A 20,919-nucleotide genomic window follows, 5' to 3' on the forward strand; every position below is an offset into this window, starting at 1 on the left:
GATGCAAGCCGTTATCTCTGCTGCCCTGCCCGTCTTCGGGCTGATCTTCGTGGGCTATCTCTGCGCCCGCCGGGCCTGGCTCGGCGAGGGCGCCCTCGACGCCCTCAACCGTTTCGTCGTCTATCTCGCCCTGCCCGCCGTGCTGTTCCAGTCGATGGCGCAGATTACGTGGGCGGAGCTGGTCAATCCGGGGTTTCTGGGGGCGTTCGGCGGCGGCATGGCGGCGACCTTCGCGCTGTCGTTCCTGCTCGATCGCACGGTACGAGGACGGCTGACCGACGCGAGCATCGAAGGCATGGGCGCCGCCTATCCGAACGCCGGCTTCATGGGACTGCCGCTGTGCCTCGTGGTCTTCGGTCCGGCCAGCGTGCCGGCGGTCGTCGTCGCGATGCTGCTCACCGCCACCGTGCTCTTCGCAATCTCCATCGCGATCATCGAGACGGATTTGCAAGCCACGCCGAACTGGCGTCGCACGGCAGGCTTCGTAGTCCGCGCGCTGGTGCGCAATCCGCTTGTCGTCTCACCGTTCGCCGGCATGGCATTTGCGGGCGCCGGTATCGCGTTGCCCGCCCCCGTGCTGCACCTCACGACACTGCTCGGCGGTGCCGCGAGTCCCTGCGCATTGGTCGCGATCGGCCTGTTTCTCGCGCATCGATCGGGCGCGGCGCGAGCGCCGCGCATGGCGCGGGCGGTCGGGCGTCTCGTCGGACTCAAGCTGGTGTTTCAACCGGCCGTCACGGCGTTCCTGGCGTTCCGCGTCTTCGATCTTCCGGCGATCTGGGCACACAGTGCTCTGCTGCTCTCGGCGCTGCCCATCGGCACCGGTCCGTTCATGCTCGCGCAATTGTACGGACGCGAAGCCACCGTCGCGTCGCGCGCGATTCTGATGTCGACGGTGCTCTCCGTGGTAACGGTGTCGCTGCTGATTGGGTGGTTCAGCGTGCGTTAAGCGCGCGGAAAGCAACGCCCCGAGACGGCAGGCGCGAACGGTCGATCCCTTCAGCCCAGGCTCGCCGCAGGTGCCACGACCACGCGGTCGCGCCCCGCGCGCTTGGCGGCGTAGAGCGCCGCATCGGCAGCGCCAAGCAGGCGCATCGGCAGCGTGTCCCGGTCGGAGACATCGCGCGGATCCACGCTGGCAAGCCCGATCGAAATCGTGAGCGGCACGCGCGCGCCATCGTCGTCGGGCACGTCCAGCCCTGCCACGGCCCGACGCACTCGCTCGGCGACCGTGCCCGCCCAGTTCTGCTCGGTCTGCACGAGCAACGCGGCAAACTCTTCCCCGCCATAACGCGCGAGCGTGTCCGTCACCCGAAGTTGCGCACGCATGCATGCGCTGGCCGCCCGCAAGGCCCGGTCGCCCGTGGCATGACCATGACTGTCGTTGACGCGCTTGAAATGGTCAATGTCGATGAGCAGGCACGCGAGCGGCGCGCCATAACGCGCCCCCCGGATCACTTCTTCCCGCAAGCGCTGATCGAAGTAGCGTCGGTTCGACAAGCCCGTGAGCGGATCGGTCAGGCCGATACGCTTCAGACGCTCACGATTCCACATGTTCTCGAGACACACCGCGACGACCGCGCCGAAGCGTTCGATGAAATCGGTGGCCATCTCCGGCGCGAAGCGGCGCGCGTCGCGGCTACCCAGCGCGATCACGCCGAAATACCGGCCGTTGCGCGCCAGGGGCATCACCACGGCGCTGGCCGGCGGACGTGCCCCGAAGAGCGGCGCGTGGCGCTCGCGCGGCGCACCGATCCAAAGCTGGCCGTCGCCGCAGACGGCCGCGAACGTGCCGGCATCCTGCGCAATGCACAGACCGGCGTCGAGTGCGCGAATGCCCTCGGCCGTATCGACGAGATCGCGCAGGGTGTCGTCGACCTCGGCAAGCATCAGCCGTACGCCCGACAGGTCGAAATCGTGACGCAGGCGATTGAGCACCACTTCCAGGAACTCGCCGAAGTCCGGGGCGCCCATGAGCGCCAACTCGATATCCTGGAATCGCTTTAGCGAACGCTCATTGCGCTGGACCGTCGCCAGCAGCGATTGCAAGGAGTCGAGCGTCGGTGCCTGGTTGGTTGCCACGTAAGGTCTCGAAAGACACGCGGCACTTCGCGGCCGCCTAGCGTGATCGCTCGGCATCGTGCCGTAGCGCCCCGGTATCGCGCTCGCACTGCGCGCCGAGAAACAAGTTCCGGGCAGAGACGCACACGTTGAACGCATTCGCCGAACCCAATGGTGAGGCCATGACGACGCCGGTTATCCGACTGTCATTAGCCGTTAACGGCACGCTCCCCACCGGAGTGAAGGGTAGCAGAATCGAATCTTGCCAGACGTGAAATCGAGCCGTCACGCGGCCCTCCGGCACCCTAGGGAAAATACTTAGTTCACCCCAACGTCATGCGGCAGCGCATCAAAACGCTCGCTGCGGCTCAGAACGTCTTCCGGGCGATCGGCCGGCCATCGCGCCAAGCCGCAGCCGATGGCAAACCATCGCCTTCATGGTGCATCAGCAAAATCGTTGACAGTCGGTGTCGCGAGCCCACATCGCGCCCGCCACCGCTCGCGTTGCGCCCGCGCCACATGACATTCGCCCGCACTCGGCTTGTGCGCGTGTCTTTGCGTCGTCCACGGGTGGCTGCCGACGGGGCCGATACGCCGGACACACTGTCCGGATATGACATTCCGATATTGGGAAACCGGTCGTCCGGAACGCATGCATACCTATCGCAACGCAGCGAAAAATCTTCGAAAACTGGCGTAGATCAACAATCCCAATGTTTCCCTGCTTGACACCTTCCCACCTTTCCCGTAAAAAAACGAATGCATGAACGTTGTATGGCGAGTCTTGTGTTCATCTAATGTCGCCCTAGCGTCGCCTCGGTTGTACCTGATCAGCTTTAATGTCATGCGCTCACTGAGCTTCTGGCTCGCTCATTTGAAAACTTTAAGGATTTAAGAAATGGCAACTGGTACCGTCAAGTGGTTCAACGACGCCAAGGGTTTTGGTTTTATTACGCCGGACGAAGGTGGTGAAGATCTCTTCGCTCACTTCTCGGAAATCCAGTCGAAGGGCTTCAAGTCGTTGCAAGAAAACCAGAAGGTCACCTTCGAAGTGAAGATGGGACCGAAGGGCCGTCAAGCCAGCAACATCCAGCCGGTCTAAGCGACGGATGTTTCGCTGCTGATCGCTTAACGCGATCGACGCGTCTCGGGCAGGGCTAAAATCGCCCGCCCGAACTGAAAACCCCGCTCTCGCGGGGTTTTTTCGTTTCGCTCGACCGGCGCGTCAGCGCCGCGTAATCACACCGCGCGTGGCTTCACCCGACTCGCGGCTTCGAGCGCGTGACGACGGGCCACCTCCAGATCGTTGTCGTACGCCAGCGCCACCCCCATACGACGCTTCACGAAGCTCTCCGGCTTGCCGAACAGACGAATATCGGTGTGCGGCACCTGGAGCGCCTGATCGACGCCGTCGAACACAATGCCCGCCGCATCCACGCCACCATAGATGACCGCGCTCGCCCCTGGCGTCTTCAGCGTGGTGTCGACCGGCAAGCCGAGAATCGCCCGCGCATGCAGTTCGAACTCGTTCTGCCATTGGGTAATCATCGTGACCATGCCCGTATCGTGCGGACGCGGACTGACTTCGCTGAACCACACCTCATCCCCTTTGACGAACAGTTCGACACCGAAGATGCCCTGCCCCCCAAGGTTGTTCGTCACCTCGCGCGCCACCACGCGCGCACGCTCGAGCGCCACCGACGACATCGGATGCGGCTGCCAGCTCTCGACATAATCGCCGCTCACCTGCTTGTGGCCGATCGGCGCGCAGAAGTGCGTTTCGACCTGGCCGTCGGCGCCACGTGCGCGCACGGTCAACAGCGTTATTTCGTAGTCGAAATCGATGAAGCCTTCGACGATGATGCGGCCGTGACTCACGCGGCCACCGGCCATGGCGTAGTCCCACGCCGCCTTCACGTCGTCGGGGCCGTCGATCTTGCTCTGTCCCTTGCCCGAACTGCTCATCACCGGCTTGACAATGCAGGGGTAGCCGATCCCGCTGTCGATGGCCGCCTGCAGTTGTGCCAGCGAATCACAGAATTGATACGGGCTCGTCGGCAAACCAAGCGTCTCGGCCGCCAGACGGCGAATGCCTTCGCGATCCATCGTCAGACGCGCGGCACGGGCCGTGGGAATGACGCGAACGACACCGTCGGCCTCCAGCGCTTCGAGCATCGGCGTGGCGATGGCTTCGATTTCGGGCACGACGAGATCCGGCTTCTCGGCTTCGATCAGCGCCTTGAGCTGCTCGGGATCGGTCATCGCAATGGTGCGCGCGTGATGCGCCACCTGCTGCCCCGGCGCATTTTCATAACGATCGACGGCAATCGTCTCGACGCCAAGACGCTGCAGTGCGATCAGCACTTCACGGCCGAGTTCGCCGGCGCCCAACAGCATGACCTTCGTCGCGCTCGGCGACAGCGGTGTTCCGATAGTGGTCATGGGTGACCTTTGGAGAGTGAGAAATCTGGCGCGTCGACGCCCTTTGGCGTCATACGCGAAAGTCGTATTGTAGCGAGCATGAACGGCAACGCGGCATCAAACCAGCGCGCCACGCAGCACGCGACGGCAGCTTGCGACCATGCACGCCTCGGTCTCCTGGTAGCCCATGAGCACCCAGGCGGTGCCGGCGTGGGTCATGGCGCCCACCAGTGCCAGGCCCACGATTCTCGCTTGCGCTTGCGCGTCCTCACCGAGGGGCGGCGGCGCGTCGGCCATTCCCAGGATCAGCCTCGCGAATTCGAAGATGTAACGCTGATAGATCTGGTCCGTCTCCGGACTCACGCCCATCACTTCGAGCAGCAAGACGCGCGCCGCTGGCGGATGGCGCAAGAACGCGAAAAAGGTATGCAGGCCTGCATCGAGCCGGGCATCGAGGGTCGGTGCGCTCGCGGCAATGGCGGCCTGCAACCGGTCGACCAGGGTTTGCGCGTGATGGGCATACGTCGCGCGCAACAATTGCTCCAGGTTCTCGAACGCCGCGTAAAAGTACCGGTCGTTGAGCTTGGCCAGACGGCAGACCGAGCGCACCGTGGCGCGGCGAAAACCCACCGTGCCGAAGACTTCCGTGGCAGCGTCGAGCAGCGCCGCACGGCGCGCCTGCTCTCGCTGCGCCTGCCCCACGCCACCGTAGCGCCGTCCGGGCGTCGCCCCGGGCGGTGTCGCGTCCGTGCCGACCGGTGCCGATGCCGGTGCCGATGCCGATGCTGTCGACGCGGTATCCCTCGATTCGAGTCCTTGTTCCATTTCGCTATTTGACATCACTCGGACGCAAAACTAAAGTGGTGACACGTATCACCACATTATAGGCAGCGCGATGCCCGTAGCCAAACGGCCTATCGACGCGGCGCCGATGGGAGACAGCACCATGAAGACATTCACGGACAAGGTGGCGGCCATCACCGGCGCAGGCTCCGGCATGGGCCGTTCGTTGGCGCTTGAGTTGGCGCGGCGAGGGGCGCATCTCGCGTTGTCCGATATCGACGAAGCGGGCGTGACGGACACGGCCATCGCCTGCCGCGCCTTCGGCGTGCGCGTCACATCGCAACGGCTCGATGTGGCCGACCGAGAGGCCGTCTTCGACTGGGCCCGCGAGACCGCCGCCGCGCACGGCAAGGTCAATCTCATCTTCAACAATGCCGGTGTCTCTCTATCGGTGCCGGTCGCGACCGCACGCCACGAAGATTTCACATGGCTGATGGACATCAACTTCTGGGGCGTCGTGCACGGCACGCAGGCATTCCTGCCCTACCTGAGCGCGTCCGGCGACGGCCACGTCGTCAATACGTCCAGCCTGTTCGGCCTCATTGCGATGCCAACGCAATCCGCCTATAACGCGAGCAAGTTCGCGGTACGCGGGTTCACCGAAGCGCTGCGCATGGAGCTCGATCTGGCGAATGCCCCAGTGTCCTGTACCTGCGTGCATCCGGGCGGCGTGGCGACGAAAATCGTGCAGGCCTCGCGCATCGATGACAGCATTGCCGCGCTCACCGGCGTGGATGCACTCACACACCGGCAACGTGCGAACCAACTCATCGACGTGACGAGTGCCGACGACGCCGCGCGGCAAATGCTCGCAGGCGTCGAGCGCAATGCGCGGCGCGTGCTCGTGGGCCCCGATGCGCGCCGCGTCGACAAGCTGGCCCGCCTGCTGGGTGCGCGCTATCAAGGCATGGTCGTGTGGTTCTACCGGCGCACGGCCATGTCGCGCAAACCTTCGTCGAACAAAGGCCGGGCGACAACGCGCCCCACCACGCCCCAATAACGGACGACGGCCGAAGGACATCGCGATGAACACCCACACCACAGCCACCGATATCGCCAGCGCCGCCACGGATCTCGACGTCATCGTGGTTGGCGCCGGGCTCTCCGGCATTGCCGCCGCGCATTACCTGCGCGAGCGCTGCCCGGGCACGCACTTTGCCATGCTCGAAGCGCGCCAGTCGATGGGCGGCACATGGGACCTCTTCCGTTACCCTGGCGTACGCTCGGACTCCGACATGTTCACGCTGGGCTTCAGCTTTCGCCCCTGGCCAAGCGACCAGGCGATTGCCGAGGGCGGCAAGATCCTCGACTACCTCAACGACACCGCCCGCGCAGAGGGCCTGGACGCTCGGATCCGCTACGGCCACAAGGTGCTTGAAGCCCGCTGGGATTCGAGCATCGCCCGCTGGACGCTGGACATCGAACGCACGCACGCCGACGGCGCTCAGGATACGCAATCGCTCACGTGTCGCTTTCTCTTCATGTGCAGCGGGTACTACGCCTACGACGCCGGACACACGCCGACGTGGCCGGGCACGGACACCTTCACCGGCACCGTCGTCCATCCGCAGCATTGGCCGGCCGATCTCGACTATCGCGACAAGCGCATCGTCGTCGTCGGCAGCGGCGCCACCGCCGTGACACTGCTGCCGAGCCTGGCGGCAACGGCGGCACACGTCACGATGCTGCAACGCTCGCCAAGCTATATCCTGTCGATGCCGCAGCGCGACGGCGTTGCCGAACGGCTGCGCACGTGGCTGCCGGCGCGCGTTGCACATCGCATCGTCCGCATGAAGAACGTGCTCATTGCGCTCGGCTTCTATCAGGCGGCGCGACGCTGGCCGCATGCCATACGCCGCGTGCTGATCCGGCGCGCGGCGCAACAGGTGCAGGGTCATGCCGACGTCGCACGCGATCTCACGCCGCGCTATCAGCCTTGGGATCAACGGCTTTGTCTCGCGCCGGGCGGCGATATCTTCAAAGCACTGCGCGGTGGACGAGCAGCCATCGTCACCGACGAGATCGCCTCGTTCACGCCACGCGGGCTGGCACTCAAGAGCGGCAAGACGCTCGACGCCGACATCGTCGTGACGGCCACCGGCCTGCGCGTGCAACTGATGGGGGGCGCGCGCCTGCGGGTCGACGGCAAACCGGTGGATCTCTGCGACGCGGTCGCCTACAAGGGCATGATGTACAGCGACGTGCCCAATCTCGCGTCGATCTTCGGTTACACCAACGCATCGTGGACGCTCAAGGCCGAGCTGATTGCGCAATACGTCTGCCGCCTCATCAATCATATGAACGCACACGATGTCGACACCTGTGTGCCGCGCCTGCGCGAAGGCGAGCATGGCGAGTTGCCGGCCATTGGCCTGACGTCGGGCTATATTCAGCGCGCCGCGGGCGTGCTACCGAAGCAAGGGCGGCGCAAGCCGTGGGTGTTCTATCAGAGCTACCTGCGCGATCTGCGACTGATGCGCTGGGGCAGCGTCGAGGACGGCGCCATGCGCTTCGAGCGTCGCGCCACCCGCTCGGTCACCCAGGCCACAACGACGCGCGCTTCCGATACGTCGAGTGGAGTGGCCACTGCAGCGCGTTAGTGCGCGTCCTTCGACGACGTCTCGCAAGACATGCGGCGCCCGATAGCCAACCCATGCCGCGCGTTGCTACGATGCGGCCTAACCTAACTTGCCTGCGGATCCATTCGACACCATGCTCATCGTCTACTTGCTGGGTTACCTGGCCATTGCGATTGCCGCCGTGGTGTTCGTGCTGAGACGCTTCACACGCCGCGTCGAGCGTCGCGCCGAGGCGGCCGTGCCACCGGACGGCCAATATCTCGACATCGATGGCGACCGCCTGCATTACGTCGACATCGGGCGTGGACCGGCCATCGTGTTCATCCACGGCCTTTGCGGCCAGTTGCGCAACTTTGCCTATCTGCCGCTGGAGACGCTGGCCCGAACACATCGCATCGTACTGATCGACCGTCCAGGGTCTGGCTACTCGACGCGCAACGCGCTGCGCGACGGCGGCCTCACGTCACAGGCGAACGCGGTCGTGCGCTTGATCGACGCGCTCGCGCTCGACCGGCCGCTGGTCGTGGGGCACTCACTGGGCGGCGCAATAGCGCTCACGCTGGCGCTCGACCATCCGCAGCGAGTGGGGGCGCTCGCGTTGATCGCCCCGCTGACGCAACCGGTGTCCGACGTGCCGGCACCGTTTCGGTCGCTTGCGATTCGCAGTGCCGGGTGGCGTCGCTGGATCGCGCGCACGCTCGCCGTGCCTATTGGCATGATGACGGGCCGCACGACGCTCGCCTATGTCTTCGGCCCGGAAGACGCGCCAAAGGACTTCCTCATTCGCGGTGGTGGCGTGCTCGGCTTTCGTCCCGGCAACTTCGAGGCCGGCTGCGCCGACGTGCTCGCCGCCGAACGCGACATGCCGGGCCTCGCCGCACGTTACGCCGCGTTGACCGTGCCCGTCGACATTCTCTACGGGCGCCGCGACCGCATCCTCGACGTCCGCGTGCATGGCGAAGCGATGCCGCCGCTCAGCGAACGCGTTCGCCTGACGCTCGTCGATGGCGGGCACATGTTGCCCGTGACACAACCGGAAGCGACTCTGCAATGGTTACACGACGTCGTTGCACGAATGCCCGCGCAGCAAGCACCGCAATACGGCGTCGCCCAACCGATGGCACACTAGGGACTTTCCGATTTCGCGCGGCGGGTGCGCGCACGTCTCATGTCCGATCGTCCTGAAGTCCCCCGCGGGCCGTCCAGCTTGCGCATGGCCGCCAGTCTCGTCACGCTGCGCGAGCGCGCAAGCGGCATGGAAGTCTTGTTGCTCCGACGTGCCGTTCGGGCGAACGACCATAGCTCCGATGCGTACGTCTTCCCGGGCGGCGTTGTCGATGCGGCCGATGCTGCCGACGCATTCGGCCACGCCGCCTGCGACGGCCTCGACGACGCCACTGCGAGCCAGCGCCTGTCCCTCGCGCACGGCGGCCTCGATTACTACGTGGCCGCCATACGTGAATGCTTCGAGGAAACCGGCGTGTTGTTTGCCGACGATGTCTCGGGCATGCCGGTCGACGCAGCTCGCCTCGTCGCCATGCGCACGCAACGCGATGCGCTACATGAGGGACGGATCGATCTCGTCTCGCTGTGCCGATCGTTCGGCGTCAGGCTCACACCGGAACGTCTGCACTATCTGAGCCACTGGGTCACGCCTTTGGGTCTGCCGAAGCGCTTCGATACGCGGTTCTTTCTGACGATGCTGCCCGCGGGTCAACAGGTGGAAGTCGATCAGGTCGAGACGGCGGCGCACCGCTGGATGCGCCCCCAATATGCGCTCAAGCATGCCGATCAACTTCGGCTGTTGCCTCCCACACGCAAGCTGCTGCAATGGCTGGACGGTCACGGCACGGCGGATGCCGCCCTGGCCGCCGCCAGGGCGCTGGCGGCGGTGCCACGCATTCAGCCGCGACTGGCCACCGGCAAACGCGGCCGCTGGCCGGTCACGCCCGACGAGCCCGCGTGGGCCGAACTGACACTGACCGATCCCCATGAACTTGGCACCGGCAGCTACGACATCGTGCCTGGGCGTAGCGTGACGCTGATGCCGGGCGTGCTGCGTCTCACCGCCCCGAATCCCGGCATGATGACTGGCCCCGGCACGAACACGTACCTCCTGGGCGGTGGGCCCGACAATGCGTGGGCCGTCATCGATCCGGGCCCGGATGATCCGGCGCACGTCGACGCGATTCTGGCCGCGGCGCCCGGCACCATCCGGCAGATCTTCGTGACGCACACCCACCGCGATCATTCGCCGGGGGCGCGCCGACTAAAGGCGACGACGGGCGCAACGACCTACGGCATGCGCGCGCGTCACGACGAGGGGCAGGACGCGGCGTTCATCCCTGACGTGGCGCTCGCCGATGGCGATGGGGTGCCCTTGCCGGATGGCCGAATCTTGCGGGTCATTCATACGCCGGGGCATGCGGCCAATCATCTGTGCTTCGGACTGGACGACGCGTCGCTTGTCTTCACTGGCGATCACGTCATGCAGGGTTCGACGGTCGTCATCAACCCGCCTGACGGGCATATGGCGACCTATCTGGCGTCGCTCGAGAAGCTTGCGGCACTTGCGCCTGCGTGGCTCGCGCCGGGACACGGCTTCGTGATGGATCGGCCGGCGCAGCGGATTGCGCGGCTCATGGCGCATCGACTCGCGCGCGAATCGCGCACGCTCGAGGCGCTTGCGCAAATCGGCCCGGCCACGCTCGACATGCTCATTCCGGTGGTCTACGCCGACGTGCCCCTGGCACGTCACGCAGTGGCGCGACGCTCGCTGCAGGCGCATCTGGAGAAGCTGGCGGAGGATGGCCTCGCGGCGGTGTCGCCAGACGCGCGGTGGCGGCGTGTCGGAACGATGGCGGCAGGGTGACGCCTACTGGCGTGGGTCGACGTCAGTCGTAGGCGTCGCCGAGCAACTCGTCTACGATGCGTTCCCCCGCCTTGCGCCCGGCCATTTCGGCGTCGAGGCGATTGTCGCGATGCCCGTCGGGGGATCGCACTTCCGGCCCCTCCGGCTTGCCGTGCCGGATGACCTGGACCAGGGAGTCCCACGGTCCCGCGTACTCATTCTGAAAGGCCCGCACGCGAATCTGATAACCCGCGCGATAGTCGTAGACCTGCTCGTGCGATGCATAGCTCATGACGGACTCCGCTTGTCTTGAAAACGCCCTGCTCTGCTAAAAAGCGTAGCATCTTCGTCGTTCATCGGCCACACAAAGGCTTGGCTCCAAACGAGAGAACAATGCCGTGAGCCGGCGAAAAAAAACCCACCTGAGCGAGGTGGGTTTCAAAGCCGGGACGCATGGGGCACCATGACACGCCCGGGAAGACAGGGTCATGCGAACATGACGAGCCCATTATGGACGGACGTGCTCCCTCAGGGCGCGTGTGCCATGCTTGGAATTAGACATAGATCAAATGTTGCGATGTTGAGAGCGTCGTGTGGGGCGCGTCGGCGGATTGCGCAGGCAAAATGCGGGCTGCGCTGACGGCAGACATCGTCGATCGACCGGCGCCCGCTGTGCGCGACATTCGCCCAGGGGACGCAACTTCCGCCGGGCGGCGCATCGGCCACGGATCAACGAGATCATGGCGCGTTCATCGAATTCGGCTATGCTGACGACAAAACAAGCCGAGACGCTGGCATAACGACACGACATGGGGATGTCGCCCGAGGGAACGGGGTCGTATTGTCAAGCAACTGCGTCAGTAGGCGAAACATCATAATCAGTCACACGGCCATGCCCATTTCGGCAGTTTTTATCAGCATTGCGGTTCTGTCTTGCGTCATGAGCGTAGCCGTTCTGGGTTCGTTGTTCGGAACGAAAGTCCCGGGGGTACGCCTGTGGTGCTTGGCGAGCGCACTTCTGGCGATCGTGGCGGCGCTGCTCCTGACGGGAACCTCGGACATTGTCGTCGCGGTATCGAGCAGCGGGCTGCTCATCGCCTCGCTTATCGGCTTGCGCGGCTTCCGGCAATTCCTCAACGCCCGAGCCTCGTACGCCTGGGAGTATGTCGCGCTTGGCGTCATCCTCGTCATGCTGATCTATTGGACCTATATTTCGCCCCACGTCGACGCTCGCAGCACCATGATCTCGGGGTGTATTGCGTACGTCCGCTTCAGTATCGGCGGGGCGGTGCTGAAATACCGACCACGGGAACGCCCTAAATACGCGTATTACTTTGTGGCCATTGCGGCGATTCTCGGTGCCGTTGTGCATGCCGTTCGTGCCATTGCGTATGGATTGGGTCTGGCGCATGAATCCACGTTCCTGCAACCGACGCCGTTGAACGTCATGTTCCTGGGCATGGCGACGCTGACGTTGCCGTGTCTGTCGGTCGGCATGGTGCTGTTGGCGCACGACCGGCTGGCCGACCGCATGGAACGCCTGGCGACGTTCGACGACCTGACCGGCCTGCTCGCACGGCGAGCGTTCATCTCGCGTGCGGAGGCCATCGCCAGGGAGTGCGCCCACAAGCAGTCGACCTTTTCGATCGCGATTCTGGACATCGATAACTTCAAGAGCATCAATGACCGTTATGGGCACGCCGCGGGAGACCTTGCGCTTGCGCATGTGGCGTCGTTGATCGCCGGGGCGGTGCGCGCCACCGACATCGTCGGGCGCATTGGCGGCGAAGAGTTTGCGTTGTTGCTGCCGGGCGAAACCCGGGAGCATGCGGGACATCTCATCAATCGGTTGCGCGACATCGTGGCCTCCTCCGGCTCCTGTGTGCCCGGCAGGGAGGTGATGTCGACGCTTAGCGCGGGCGTCGATGCGTTTCGCGAGGGCGACACGTTGGCCTCCGTGATGGCGAGAGCCGACGCGGCGCTTTATGCCGCAAAGGCCAAGGGCAGGAATTGTGTCGTGGTCGCGCCCGCGATGGAGCCGCTGCCTATCGTTGTCGAGCACGGGAATGGCGCCGGCTTCGGCGGCAAGACCGCGAATGGCTGATGCTGGAGTAAAACTTTTGGAGAATTCCCGAATCGGGAGAGAAATGACGCGCGAAACGCTTTGAACTACAAGGGAATTTTGGGGTGACCGATGGGACTCGAACCCACGACGACTGGAATCACAATCCAGGACTCTACCAACTGAGCTACGGCCACCGCCGTGATCAGCAACATCACTTGCTTGCTGAACAGAAGCAAGATTATAGCGACGTTTTTATCGCGCTGCCAAGCACTATTTTCACTCAATCGAAATATTACTTCGCTGGCATGCACGATCGATGCGCGAGATCGTCATCTCACGCGGCGAGCGCTCTCAACGCAACGCCGCGCTTCGATGCCGGACGTCACGCCGTCGCGAGAGCCGCTACGCCATCGCGCTCCGAAAACGCCCCCGCACGCAACTGAGCACGCGCCTCTTCGAACGCGCCAATCCCCGCTTTGAGACGCTTCGGATCCGACAACACCCGGCGCCATCCCCGCGCGCCCGGTACACCGCGATACAGACCCAGCGCATGACGCGTGATCGCGCCGAGGTATTGGCCCTTCTCCACCTGCGCCGCCGCGTATTCGATCAATGCGTCTTCCACCGCCTCGCGCGATTTCACCGCAGATGTGTCGCCGTAGAACCGCGCATCCACTTCCGCAAGCACATAAGGATTGTGATACGCCTCGCGACCCAGCATCACGCCATCGACGTGCCGCAAATGCAGCTCGACTTCATCGAGCGTCTTCACGCCGCCGTTAATCAGAATCTCGAGATGCGGAAAGCTTTGCTTCAGACGATACGCATAGTCGTACTTGAGCGGCGGAATCTCGCGATTCTCTTTCGGGCTCAGCCCCTTGAGGATGGCATTACGCGCATGCACGATGAAGGTCGAGCAACCGGCTTGCGCAATGCTGCCAACGAAGTCCTCGACGAAGGAGAACGATTCGACGTCGTCGATCCCAATGCGATGCTTGACCGTCACCGGCACCTGCACCACATCGCGCATCGCCTTGACGCAATCGGCCACCAGCGCCGGCTCCGCCATCAGACATGCACCGAACGCGCCACGCTGTACACGCTCCGACGGGCAACCGCAGTTCAGGTTGATCTCGTCATACCCCCATTGCTCGCCGAGCTTCGCGGCCCGCGCAAGGTCCTGCGGCTCGCTTCCGCCCAATTGCAGCGCAACGGGATGCTCGACGGCATCGAAATCGAGATGGCGCGCAACGTCGCCATGCAACAGCGCACCGGTCGTGACCATCTCGGTATAGAGCCACGTGTGACGCGACAACTGACGATGAAAAACCCGGCAGTTCGAATCCGTCCAATCCATCATCGGCGCCACGCTGACGCGGCGGGCAGGCAAGTTCATGCAAATTCCTCGGCTACGGCAAACGTCGTCTCACTCCAGCAAGACGACGTCTCTTGATACGCAAAACATGAAGTATACGTCATGCCCCCATCGAGCGCCGGCGCGAGCGCGCCCCCTCGGCCCCGCGCCACATCAGTCCACGAGGGCATTCGCGCGAGGACTTCCCCACCACACGTCGACGCCCCAGGAGTACACTTTCGCCTTCCCGAACGTCACACCAATGCCGCACAAGGAGACGCCAGCATGGCACCGAAGGACTTGTTACGGGCACTCATCGTCGTACTCGCCTGGGGCGTGAACTTCGTCGTCATCAAGGTCGGGTTGCACGGCGTGCCGCCCATGCTGTTGGGTGCGCTGCGATTCCTGCTCGCGGCCTTCCCCGCGATCTTCTTTGTCAAACGTCCGCAAGTGCCATTGCGCTGGCTAATCGCCTACGGTGCGACGATCTCGTTCGGGCAATTCGCGCTCTTGTTCACTGCGATGTACGTTGGCATGCCCGCCGGCCTTGCCTCGCTCGTCCTTCAGGCACAGGCGTTCTTCACCTTGGGGCTCGCCGTGGCGTGTCTGGGCGAACGCTTCCGCGCGCAGAACGTGGCCGGCCTGCTGATCGCGGCGGCAGGCCTCGCCGTCATCGGCATGCAAGGCGGCGGCGCCATGACGCTGCTCGGCTTCGCGCTCACCCTCTGTGCCTCGCTTGCCTGGGCAACGGGCAACATCGTCACCAAAAAGATCGGCAATGTCGATCTCGTCGGCCTTGTGGTCTGGGCAAGCCTGATCCCGCCGATTCCGTTCGCGCTGCTGTCGTATTGGTTCGAAGGCCCGCAGCAAATCGCGAACTCACTCGCACATCTCTCGGCGGCGTCGATCTTCGCGGTCGCCTACCTGTCTTTCGTCGCGACGCTCGTCGGCTATTCGCTGTGGGGTCGTTTGATGACACGCTATCCGGCCAGTCAGGTCGCGCCGTTCTCGCTGCTTGTGCCGATCATCGGGCTCGCATCGGCGGCACTGCTGCTCGACGAGCAACTCACGGCGCCGCAAATTGCGGGCGCGGCGCTGGTCATGGCGGGCCTCGTGGTGAATGTATTCGGCGCAAAGCTCAAGCAACGCCTGCTGCCGACGTCGCAATAGCGCTCAATAGCGCGCTTCGGCGTGGAAGCGGGCGCGCCCGCTTCCGACCGGGACACGACGCGCGCACGACACCGGCGTGATGCCGCCGACACCCGCCGAGCCGAAACGCAAAAAGCCTGATTTCGTGAAGAAATCAGGCTTTCGAATTTGGTTGCGGGGACAGGATTTGAACCTGTGACCTTCGGGTTATGAGCCCGACGAGCTGCCAGACTGCTCCACCCCGCGTCTGAAGAATTGAAGTATATGACAATTGCCACCGCAGTGCAACATAACTCGTCGATTATTTTCCTCGTGACCACGCGGCCGCTAACGCCGGTTCGCCGCACGCGGCGGCAACCCGGGATATCCCGGCCCACCACGTGCGCCACCGCACAGCGTGCGTTGCCGATGATACACTCGCAGCAACCATGAACCGACGCCCTCCCATCCAATTCTGTTCCGCCTGCGGCCACTCGGTCGAGTCGCGCATTCCGCCCGGTGATAACCGCGAGCGACACGTGTGCACCCATTGCGGCACCATTCACTACGAGAACCCGCGCAACGTGCTTGGCACGGTGCCCGTGTGGGGCGATCAGGTGCTGCTGTGCAAGCGCGCAATCGAGCCGCGCCTGGGCTACTGGACACTGCCCGCCGGCTTCATGGAAATCGGAGAGACAACGGCACAGGCCGCCGCACGCGAAACGCTGGAAGAAGCCGGCGCAAATGTCGAGGTCGGCGCCCTGTTCTCGCTGCTCAACGTGCCGCATGTGAATCAGGTCCATATTTTCTATCTGGCGCAGATGCGCGAGCCGCAGTTCGCCGCCGGAGAAGAGAGCCTCGAAGTCGCCTTGTTCTCGGAGCACGAAATTCCCTGGGATGACATCGCCTTCCCGACGGTGGCGAAGACGCTGCGCTTCTTCTTCGAAGACCGTCGCGCAGGGGCCTTCGGCGTGCACCTCGAGGCCTCCCGCAACGGCGCTGCGGCGCCCGGCGTGCCGGTGCCGTCGCTGCCCGTCAATACGGCGCACACCGAGGATATCCTCACGCCGATGCTGCGTGTCTGAGCCGGCCTGCGCGGCCCATCGCACCACGTCACCCGACACGCCGGAACGCTGACATCGACATGGTCGTCTGGCTCGAAGCAAACGATTCCTTTCCCCCGGTGGACGAAGCGCTCGACGCATCGAGCGAGGCGCCGGGTTTGCTGGCGGCCGGCCTCGACCTCTCGCCGCAACGTCTGCTCGCCGCCTACCGGCAAGGCATCTTCCCGTGGTACTCGCAGGGTCAACCCGTGCTCTGGTGGAGCCCGGACCCGCGCATGGTGCTGCGTCCCGAGAATTTCGTCGTCAGCCACAACTTCCGCAAACTGTTGCGTCGCGTGCTGCGCGACGACGCCTGGGAAATCCGTCTCGACGCCGACTTTGCCACCGTCATGCAAGCCTGCGCACAAGCCCCCCGGCGCGCGCAGGACGGCACATGGATCACGCCTGCGATCATTGCCGCCTATCGCGCACTGCACGACGCCGGGCTCGCCCACAGCGTGGAAACCTTCTACGAGGGTGAGCGCGTCGGCGGTCTTTACGGCGTGGCGCTCGGACGCATGTTCTATGGCGAATCGATGTTCGCCCGCCGCACTGATGCGTCGAAAATCGCCCTCGCCGCGCTCGTCGCGTTTGCACGCGCACACGCAATAGAGGTGATAGACTGCCAGCAAAGTACCGCTCATCTGGCGTCGCTCGGTGGCAGCGAAATTCCCCGTCAGGCATTTCTGACGCATGTGCAGAAGGCGGTCGTGGCGCCCGCCCCGGTCTGGCGTCTGGATAAGCAAGTGCTCAGCACGCTGGCCTACGGTAACGCAGCAGACAAGGCTCACGAGGTTTCCCAGTGACCCATCCGAACGAACTGCCGCTCTCCCCGCTGTCTGCCCTTCAGTTCTACGCAACGGCGCCCTACCCCTGCAGCTACCTCGACAATCACACGGCACGCTCGCAGGTCGCCACGCCCAGCCATCTGATCAACTCGGACGTCTACAGCGAACTCGTTCGCGCCGGGTTTCGCCGCAGCGGCGTGTTCACGTACCGCCCGTATTGCGACGGCTGCCGCGCGTGTGTGCCCGTGCGCGTACCGATCGCGCGCTTCGCGCCGAACCGCACACAACGTCGCATCTGGCGCCGCCACGCCGGCCTCGCGGTCAACGTCTCCGGGTTGCATTACACGGAAGAGCATTACCAGCTCTACATGCGCTACCAGTCGCAACGTCATGCAGGCGGCGGCATGGACCACGACAGCCGCGAGCAGTATGAGCAGTTTCTGCTGCAAAGCCGCGTGAACTCCCGACTGGTGGAATTTCGCGAGCCGCCCGGCCATCAGGGTGCAGGCACGTTGCGCATGATCAGCATGGTCGACATCCTGAGCGACGGCCTGTCGTCGGTCTACACGTTCTTCGATCCCGACATCGAAGGCGCGTCGTACGGCACGTACAACATTCTTTGGCAGATCGAGCAGGCGCGCGCGCTCGGACTGCCGCACGTCTATCTCGGCTACTGGATTCAGGCAAGCCGCAAGATGGTCTACAAGGCGAACTTCCGCCCCCTGCAAGGCCTGCTCGACGGCCAATGGCAAGACATGCCGGAAGCCATGCTCGACGCCGCCGGCGAGTAACGTCGACACTGTGCTCCGTGGTGCTGTCAGGCGTGCGATTCGCGGGGCGGCCACCCGTGCGCACCGCGCTCATTCCCTTGCCACCGCGCCGCCATTCAGGAGTACGCAGAGCGTAGAAAATTGACGCGCTCGGCGACCGGGATACCGGTAAAATGGCGACTTTCCGATTCTGCCGAACCCGACATCGTGCTTGCGCCCCTCTATCCTCTGGCCCGTCGCGCCCTGTTCTGTCTTGATGCCGAACAAGCCCACCATTTGACGCTGGCCACGCTGCGCAGTGCTGCCTCGCTCGGCCTGGCCGGTCTCATCGGTCAGACGCTGCCCGAAGATCCACGCACGGTCATGGGCATCCGCTTCCCGAATCCCGTGGGCCTCGCCGCAGGCCTCGACAAGGACGGGAGCTGCATCGACGGCCTCGCCGCACTAGGCTTCGGCTTCGTGGAAGTCGGCACGGTCACGCCGCGTCCGCAGCCGGGTAATCCGAAGCCGCGCATCTTCCGCCTGCCGCAAGCCGAAGCGATCATCAACCGCATGGGCTTCAACAACGGCGGTGTCGAGCAGTTTCTTCAGAACGTGCAGTCGGCGCACTACAAGGGGCCGCTGGGCCTGAACATCGGCAAGAACGCCGACACGCCGATCGAGCGCGCGGTCGACGACTACCTCATCTGCCTCGAGAAGGTGTACCCGTACGCCACCTATGTGACGGTCAACATCTCGTCGCCCAATACGAAAAACCTGCGCCAGTTGCAAGGCGGCGACGAACTCGACGCCCTGCTCGGCAAGCTCAAGGACAAGCAACGCGCGCTGTCCGACCGCCACGGCAAATACGTGCCCATCGCCCTCAAGATAGCGCCGGATCTCGACGACGAGCAGATCAAGGTCATCGCGGGCACACTCACGCGCCATGGTTTCGACGGCGTGATCGCCACCAATACAACGCTCTCGCGCGAGGCGGTAGCGGGCCTGCCCTACGCCAACGAAACCGGCGGCCTGTCGGGGCGGCCCGTGTTCGAAGCCTCGAATCGCGTGATCCGCGCACTGGCCGCCGAGCTGGGCGGCGCCCTGCCGATCATCGGCGTGGGCGGCATCCTGTCAGGCGCCGACGCGCAGGCCAAGCTCGATGCCGGGGCCAGTTTGGTACAAATCTACAGCGGGCTGATTTACCGCGGCCCCGAGCTGGTGCGAGAATGCGTGCAAGCGCTGCGTACGGCCTGATCGGCCGCGCGTCGCGCCCCCTTTATTTGACACAGGGAGACCTCAATATCATGAAAAACTGGCTCAAGTCGCTGTGCCTCGTACCGCTGACCGCCGTTGCGCTGCTGGGCGCCGCGCCCGCGCGCGCCGCCGATCTGCTCGACACGGTGAAATCGGCGGGCGTACTGAAAATCGGGATCGAAGGGACTTATCCGCCGTTCAACTATCGCGCGGCCGATGGCCAGCTCGAAGGCTTCGATGTCGACGTCGCCAAGGCCGTTGCCGAACGTCTCGGCGTAAAGCCGGTGTTCGTGACGACGGAATGGAGCGGCATCATCGGCGGTCTCGTGGCCGGTAAATTCGACGTCATCGTCAATCAGGTGGCCATCACCGACGAACGCAAGCGCTCGCTCGACTTCAGCCAGCCGTACACCTTCTCGGCCGCGCAGCTCATTCAGCGCAAGGACGACAAACGCGAGTTCAATTCGCTCGACGCCCTCAAGGGCCACAAGCTCGGCGTGAGTCTCGGCAGCAACTACGACAAGCTCGCGAAGGCGGTGCCGGGCATCGACGTGCGCACCTATCCGGGCGCGCCGGAGTACTTGCGCGATCTCGCCGCCGGGCGCATCGACGCGGCGCTCAACGATCGCCTGATGCTCGCCTATCTGATCAAGACGTCGAACCTGCCGCTGCGTGCGGGTGCCGTGTTGCAAGGCGCCAGCGAGTCGGTGGGCATTCCGTTCCGCAAGGGCAACCCCAAGTTCGCGAAGGCCATCGACGATGCCCTCACGGGCATGAAGCAGGACGGCTCGCTCGGCAAGCTCGCGCTGAAGTGGTTCGGCGAGGACACCTCCAAGCCGGCGAAGTAACCCGCAAGCCGCGCGCGACACACTTCGGTCGCATCACGGCCGGCACCACGCAAACCACGCGGGTGCCGGCCGTCGTCGTTCCGGCCCACGTTCCCCCCAGACACCCCCCTCATGAATCCATTCGAACTCGCCGCCCAATCCATGCCAGTGCTGCTGCAAGGCACCGTGCTCACGATCAAGTTCGCCTTGATGTCGATGGTGTTCGGCCTGGCGATCGGCGTGATCGTGGCGATCATGGGTATCGGCAACGTCCGCGTGCTGCGCGGCATCGCCCGCACCTATGTCAGCATCATGCGCGGCACCCCGCTGCTGGTGCAGATCTTCGTGATCTACTACGGCCTGCCGGGCGTAGGCATCGCGCTCGATCCGACACCCGCCGGTGTGCTCACGCTCAGCCTGAACGTCGGCGCCTATCTGTCGGAGAGCATGCGTGGCGCCCTCGAAGGCATGCCGCGCGGACAATGGCTCGCGGCCTACAGCCTCGGCCTGTCCTATTGGCAGACGCTGCGTTACGTCATCGCCCCGCAAGCCCTGCGCATCGCTGTGCCGAGTCTCGGCAACAGCCTCATCAGCCTGATCAAGGACACATCGCTGGTCTCGGTCATCACCGTGACCGAGTTGCTGCGCTCCGCGCAGGAGGTCATTGCAACGACCTACCAGCCGCTGCCGCTCTATCTCGCCTGCGCCGCCATCTACTGGGTGCTGTCGACCGGGTTGTCGGCACTGCAGCGACGCATCGAGAAACGCCTGGCGTTGCCCGCCAGAACCTGACGAGCGCGCCAACAAAAAAGCCGGGCCCCGGATGCCAACGGCAGACATTCGGGGCCCGGCTCTTGCTTTGAACGCCGGTACGTCAAGGCCACCGGTCGTTC

19 protein-coding genes and 2 tRNA genes are annotated in these 20,919 nt (G+C 64.4%); 14 read left to right on the top strand and 7 right to left on the bottom strand.

Features of this window, described 5'->3' with window-relative positions; translation table 11 throughout:
• Position 1: 1 nt before the first annotated feature.
• The gene (locus PCE31106_RS20120) at positions 2-949 is read left to right on the top strand and encodes an AEC family transporter (protein ID WP_150564500.1); all 948 of its coding nucleotides are present in this window, start codon (positions 2-4) and stop codon (positions 947-949) included.
• Positions 950-999: 50 nt separating this feature from the next.
• On the opposite strand, the gene PCE31106_RS20125 is transcribed toward PCE31106_RS20120, so the two are convergent.
• Positions 1,000-2,082, bottom strand: a complete 1,083-nt coding sequence (locus PCE31106_RS20125; protein WP_254441218.1) for a DUF484 family protein — start codon at positions 2,080-2,082, stop codon at positions 1,000-1,002.
• Between the two features lie 877 nt (positions 2,083-2,959).
• Here PCE31106_RS20125 and PCE31106_RS20130 point away from each other — a divergent pair.
• Positions 2,960-3,163: a cold-shock protein gene (locus PCE31106_RS20130; protein WP_017232339.1), complete on the top strand. Its 204-nt coding sequence runs from the start codon at positions 2,960-2,962 to the stop codon at positions 3,161-3,163.
• A gap of 137 nt (positions 3,164-3,300) precedes the next feature.
• On the opposite strand, the gene purT is transcribed toward PCE31106_RS20130, so the two are convergent.
• Positions 3,301-4,503 carry a formate-dependent phosphoribosylglycinamide formyltransferase gene (gene purT / locus PCE31106_RS20135; protein ID WP_150564502.1) on the bottom strand — a complete coding sequence of 401 codons (1,203 nt, stop codon included), beginning with the start codon at positions 4,501-4,503 and terminating at the stop codon, positions 3,301-3,303.
• Positions 4,504-4,599: 96 nt separating this feature from the next.
• The gene (locus tag PCE31106_RS20140; protein ID WP_437343837.1) at positions 4,600-5,322 is read right to left on the bottom strand and encodes a TetR/AcrR family transcriptional regulator; all 723 of its coding nucleotides are present in this window, start codon (positions 5,320-5,322) and stop codon (positions 4,600-4,602) included.
• Positions 5,323-5,428: 106 nt separating this feature from the next.
• Here PCE31106_RS20140 and PCE31106_RS20145 point away from each other — a divergent pair, with 106 nt between their 5' ends.
• The 4 genes from PCE31106_RS20145 (at position 5,429) to PCE31106_RS20160 (ending at position 10,776) form a co-directional block, all read left to right on the top strand.
• Complete coding sequence (locus tag PCE31106_RS20145; RefSeq protein WP_150564504.1) at positions 5,429-6,325, top strand: SDR family NAD(P)-dependent oxidoreductase; 897 nt, start codon at positions 5,429-5,431, stop codon at positions 6,323-6,325.
• Positions 6,326-6,350: 25 nt separating this feature from the next.
• Positions 6,351-7,925, top strand: a complete 1,575-nt coding sequence (locus PCE31106_RS20150) for a flavin-containing monooxygenase (protein ID WP_150564505.1) — start codon at positions 6,351-6,353, stop codon at positions 7,923-7,925.
• A gap of 112 nt (positions 7,926-8,037) precedes the next feature.
• On the top strand, positions 8,038-9,033 hold the full coding sequence (locus tag PCE31106_RS20155; protein ID WP_150564506.1) for an alpha/beta fold hydrolase: 996 nt from the start codon (positions 8,038-8,040) through the stop codon (positions 9,031-9,033).
• Between the two features lie 39 nt (positions 9,034-9,072).
• Positions 9,073-10,776, top strand: a complete 1,704-nt coding sequence (locus PCE31106_RS20160; protein ID WP_150564507.1) for an MBL fold metallo-hydrolase — start codon at positions 9,073-9,075, stop codon at positions 10,774-10,776.
• Between the two features lie 22 nt (positions 10,777-10,798).
• On the opposite strand, the gene PCE31106_RS20165 is transcribed toward PCE31106_RS20160, so the two are convergent.
• Positions 10,799-11,047: a hypothetical protein gene (locus PCE31106_RS20165; protein ID WP_130025680.1), complete on the bottom strand. Its 249-nt coding sequence runs from the start codon at positions 11,045-11,047 to the stop codon at positions 10,799-10,801.
• A 648-nt stretch (positions 11,048-11,695) separates the two neighbouring features.
• Between PCE31106_RS20165 and PCE31106_RS20170 the strand changes: the two genes are divergently transcribed.
• The gene (locus PCE31106_RS20170; protein ID WP_254441219.1) at positions 11,696-12,859 is read left to right on the top strand and encodes a GGDEF domain-containing protein; all 1,164 of its coding nucleotides are present in this window, start codon (positions 11,696-11,698) and stop codon (positions 12,857-12,859) included.
• A 79-nt stretch (positions 12,860-12,938) separates the two neighbouring features.
• On the opposite strand, the gene PCE31106_RS20175 is transcribed toward PCE31106_RS20170, so the two are convergent.
• Positions 12,939-13,014: transfer RNA gene (locus PCE31106_RS20175), tRNA-His, on the bottom strand.
• Positions 13,015-13,202: 188 nt separating this feature from the next.
• On the bottom strand, positions 13,203-14,216 hold the full coding sequence (dusA, locus tag PCE31106_RS20180) for a tRNA dihydrouridine(20/20a) synthase DusA (RefSeq protein WP_150564509.1): 1,014 nt from the start codon (positions 14,214-14,216) through the stop codon (positions 13,203-13,205).
• A 243-nt stretch (positions 14,217-14,459) separates the two neighbouring features.
• Here dusA and PCE31106_RS20185 point away from each other — a divergent pair, with 243 nt between their 5' ends.
• Complete coding sequence (locus PCE31106_RS20185; RefSeq protein WP_017232329.1) at positions 14,460-15,344, top strand: O-acetylserine/cysteine exporter; 885 nt, start codon at positions 14,460-14,462, stop codon at positions 15,342-15,344.
• A 148-nt stretch (positions 15,345-15,492) separates the two neighbouring features.
• On the opposite strand, the gene PCE31106_RS20190 is transcribed toward PCE31106_RS20185, so the two are convergent.
• Positions 15,493-15,569: transfer RNA gene (locus PCE31106_RS20190), tRNA-Met, on the bottom strand.
• A gap of 200 nt (positions 15,570-15,769) precedes the next feature.
• Here PCE31106_RS20190 and PCE31106_RS20195 point away from each other — a divergent pair.
• The 6 genes from PCE31106_RS20195 to PCE31106_RS20220 all read left to right on the top strand — a co-directional run bounded on the left by PCE31106_RS20195 (position 15,770) and on the right by PCE31106_RS20220 (position 20,818).
• Positions 15,770-16,387 (top strand): NUDIX hydrolase, encoded by a 618-nt coding sequence (locus PCE31106_RS20195; RefSeq protein ID WP_083902200.1) that lies wholly within the window; start codon positions 15,770-15,772, stop codon positions 16,385-16,387.
• Positions 16,388-16,446: 59 nt separating this feature from the next.
• On the top strand, positions 16,447-17,211 hold the full coding sequence (aat, locus tag PCE31106_RS20200; protein ID WP_150564510.1) for a leucyl/phenylalanyl-tRNA--protein transferase: 765 nt from the start codon (positions 16,447-16,449) through the stop codon (positions 17,209-17,211).
• Positions 17,208-17,984: an arginyltransferase gene (locus PCE31106_RS20205; RefSeq protein WP_017232326.1), complete on the top strand. Its 777-nt coding sequence runs from the start codon at positions 17,208-17,210 to the stop codon at positions 17,982-17,984. Before aat ends, PCE31106_RS20205 begins: the two co-directional genes overlap by 4 nt.
• Before the next feature lie 186 nt (positions 17,985-18,170).
• A complete protein-coding gene (locus PCE31106_RS20210) occupies positions 18,171-19,199 on the top strand; it encodes a quinone-dependent dihydroorotate dehydrogenase (protein ID WP_130025676.1) in 1,029 nt (342 codons plus the stop codon).
• Between the two features lie 50 nt (positions 19,200-19,249).
• Positions 19,250-20,047 (top strand): transporter substrate-binding domain-containing protein, encoded by a 798-nt coding sequence (locus PCE31106_RS20215; protein WP_150564511.1) that lies wholly within the window; start codon positions 19,250-19,252, stop codon positions 20,045-20,047.
• A 111-nt stretch (positions 20,048-20,158) separates the two neighbouring features.
• The gene (locus PCE31106_RS20220; RefSeq protein WP_017232323.1) at positions 20,159-20,818 is read left to right on the top strand and encodes an amino acid ABC transporter permease; all 660 of its coding nucleotides are present in this window, start codon (positions 20,159-20,161) and stop codon (positions 20,816-20,818) included.
• Positions 20,819-20,919 lie beyond the last annotated feature (101 nt).

Source organism: Pandoraea cepalis, from assembly GCF_902459665.1.
Classification (GTDB): Bacteria; Pseudomonadota; Gammaproteobacteria; order Burkholderiales; family Burkholderiaceae; genus Pandoraea; species Pandoraea cepalis.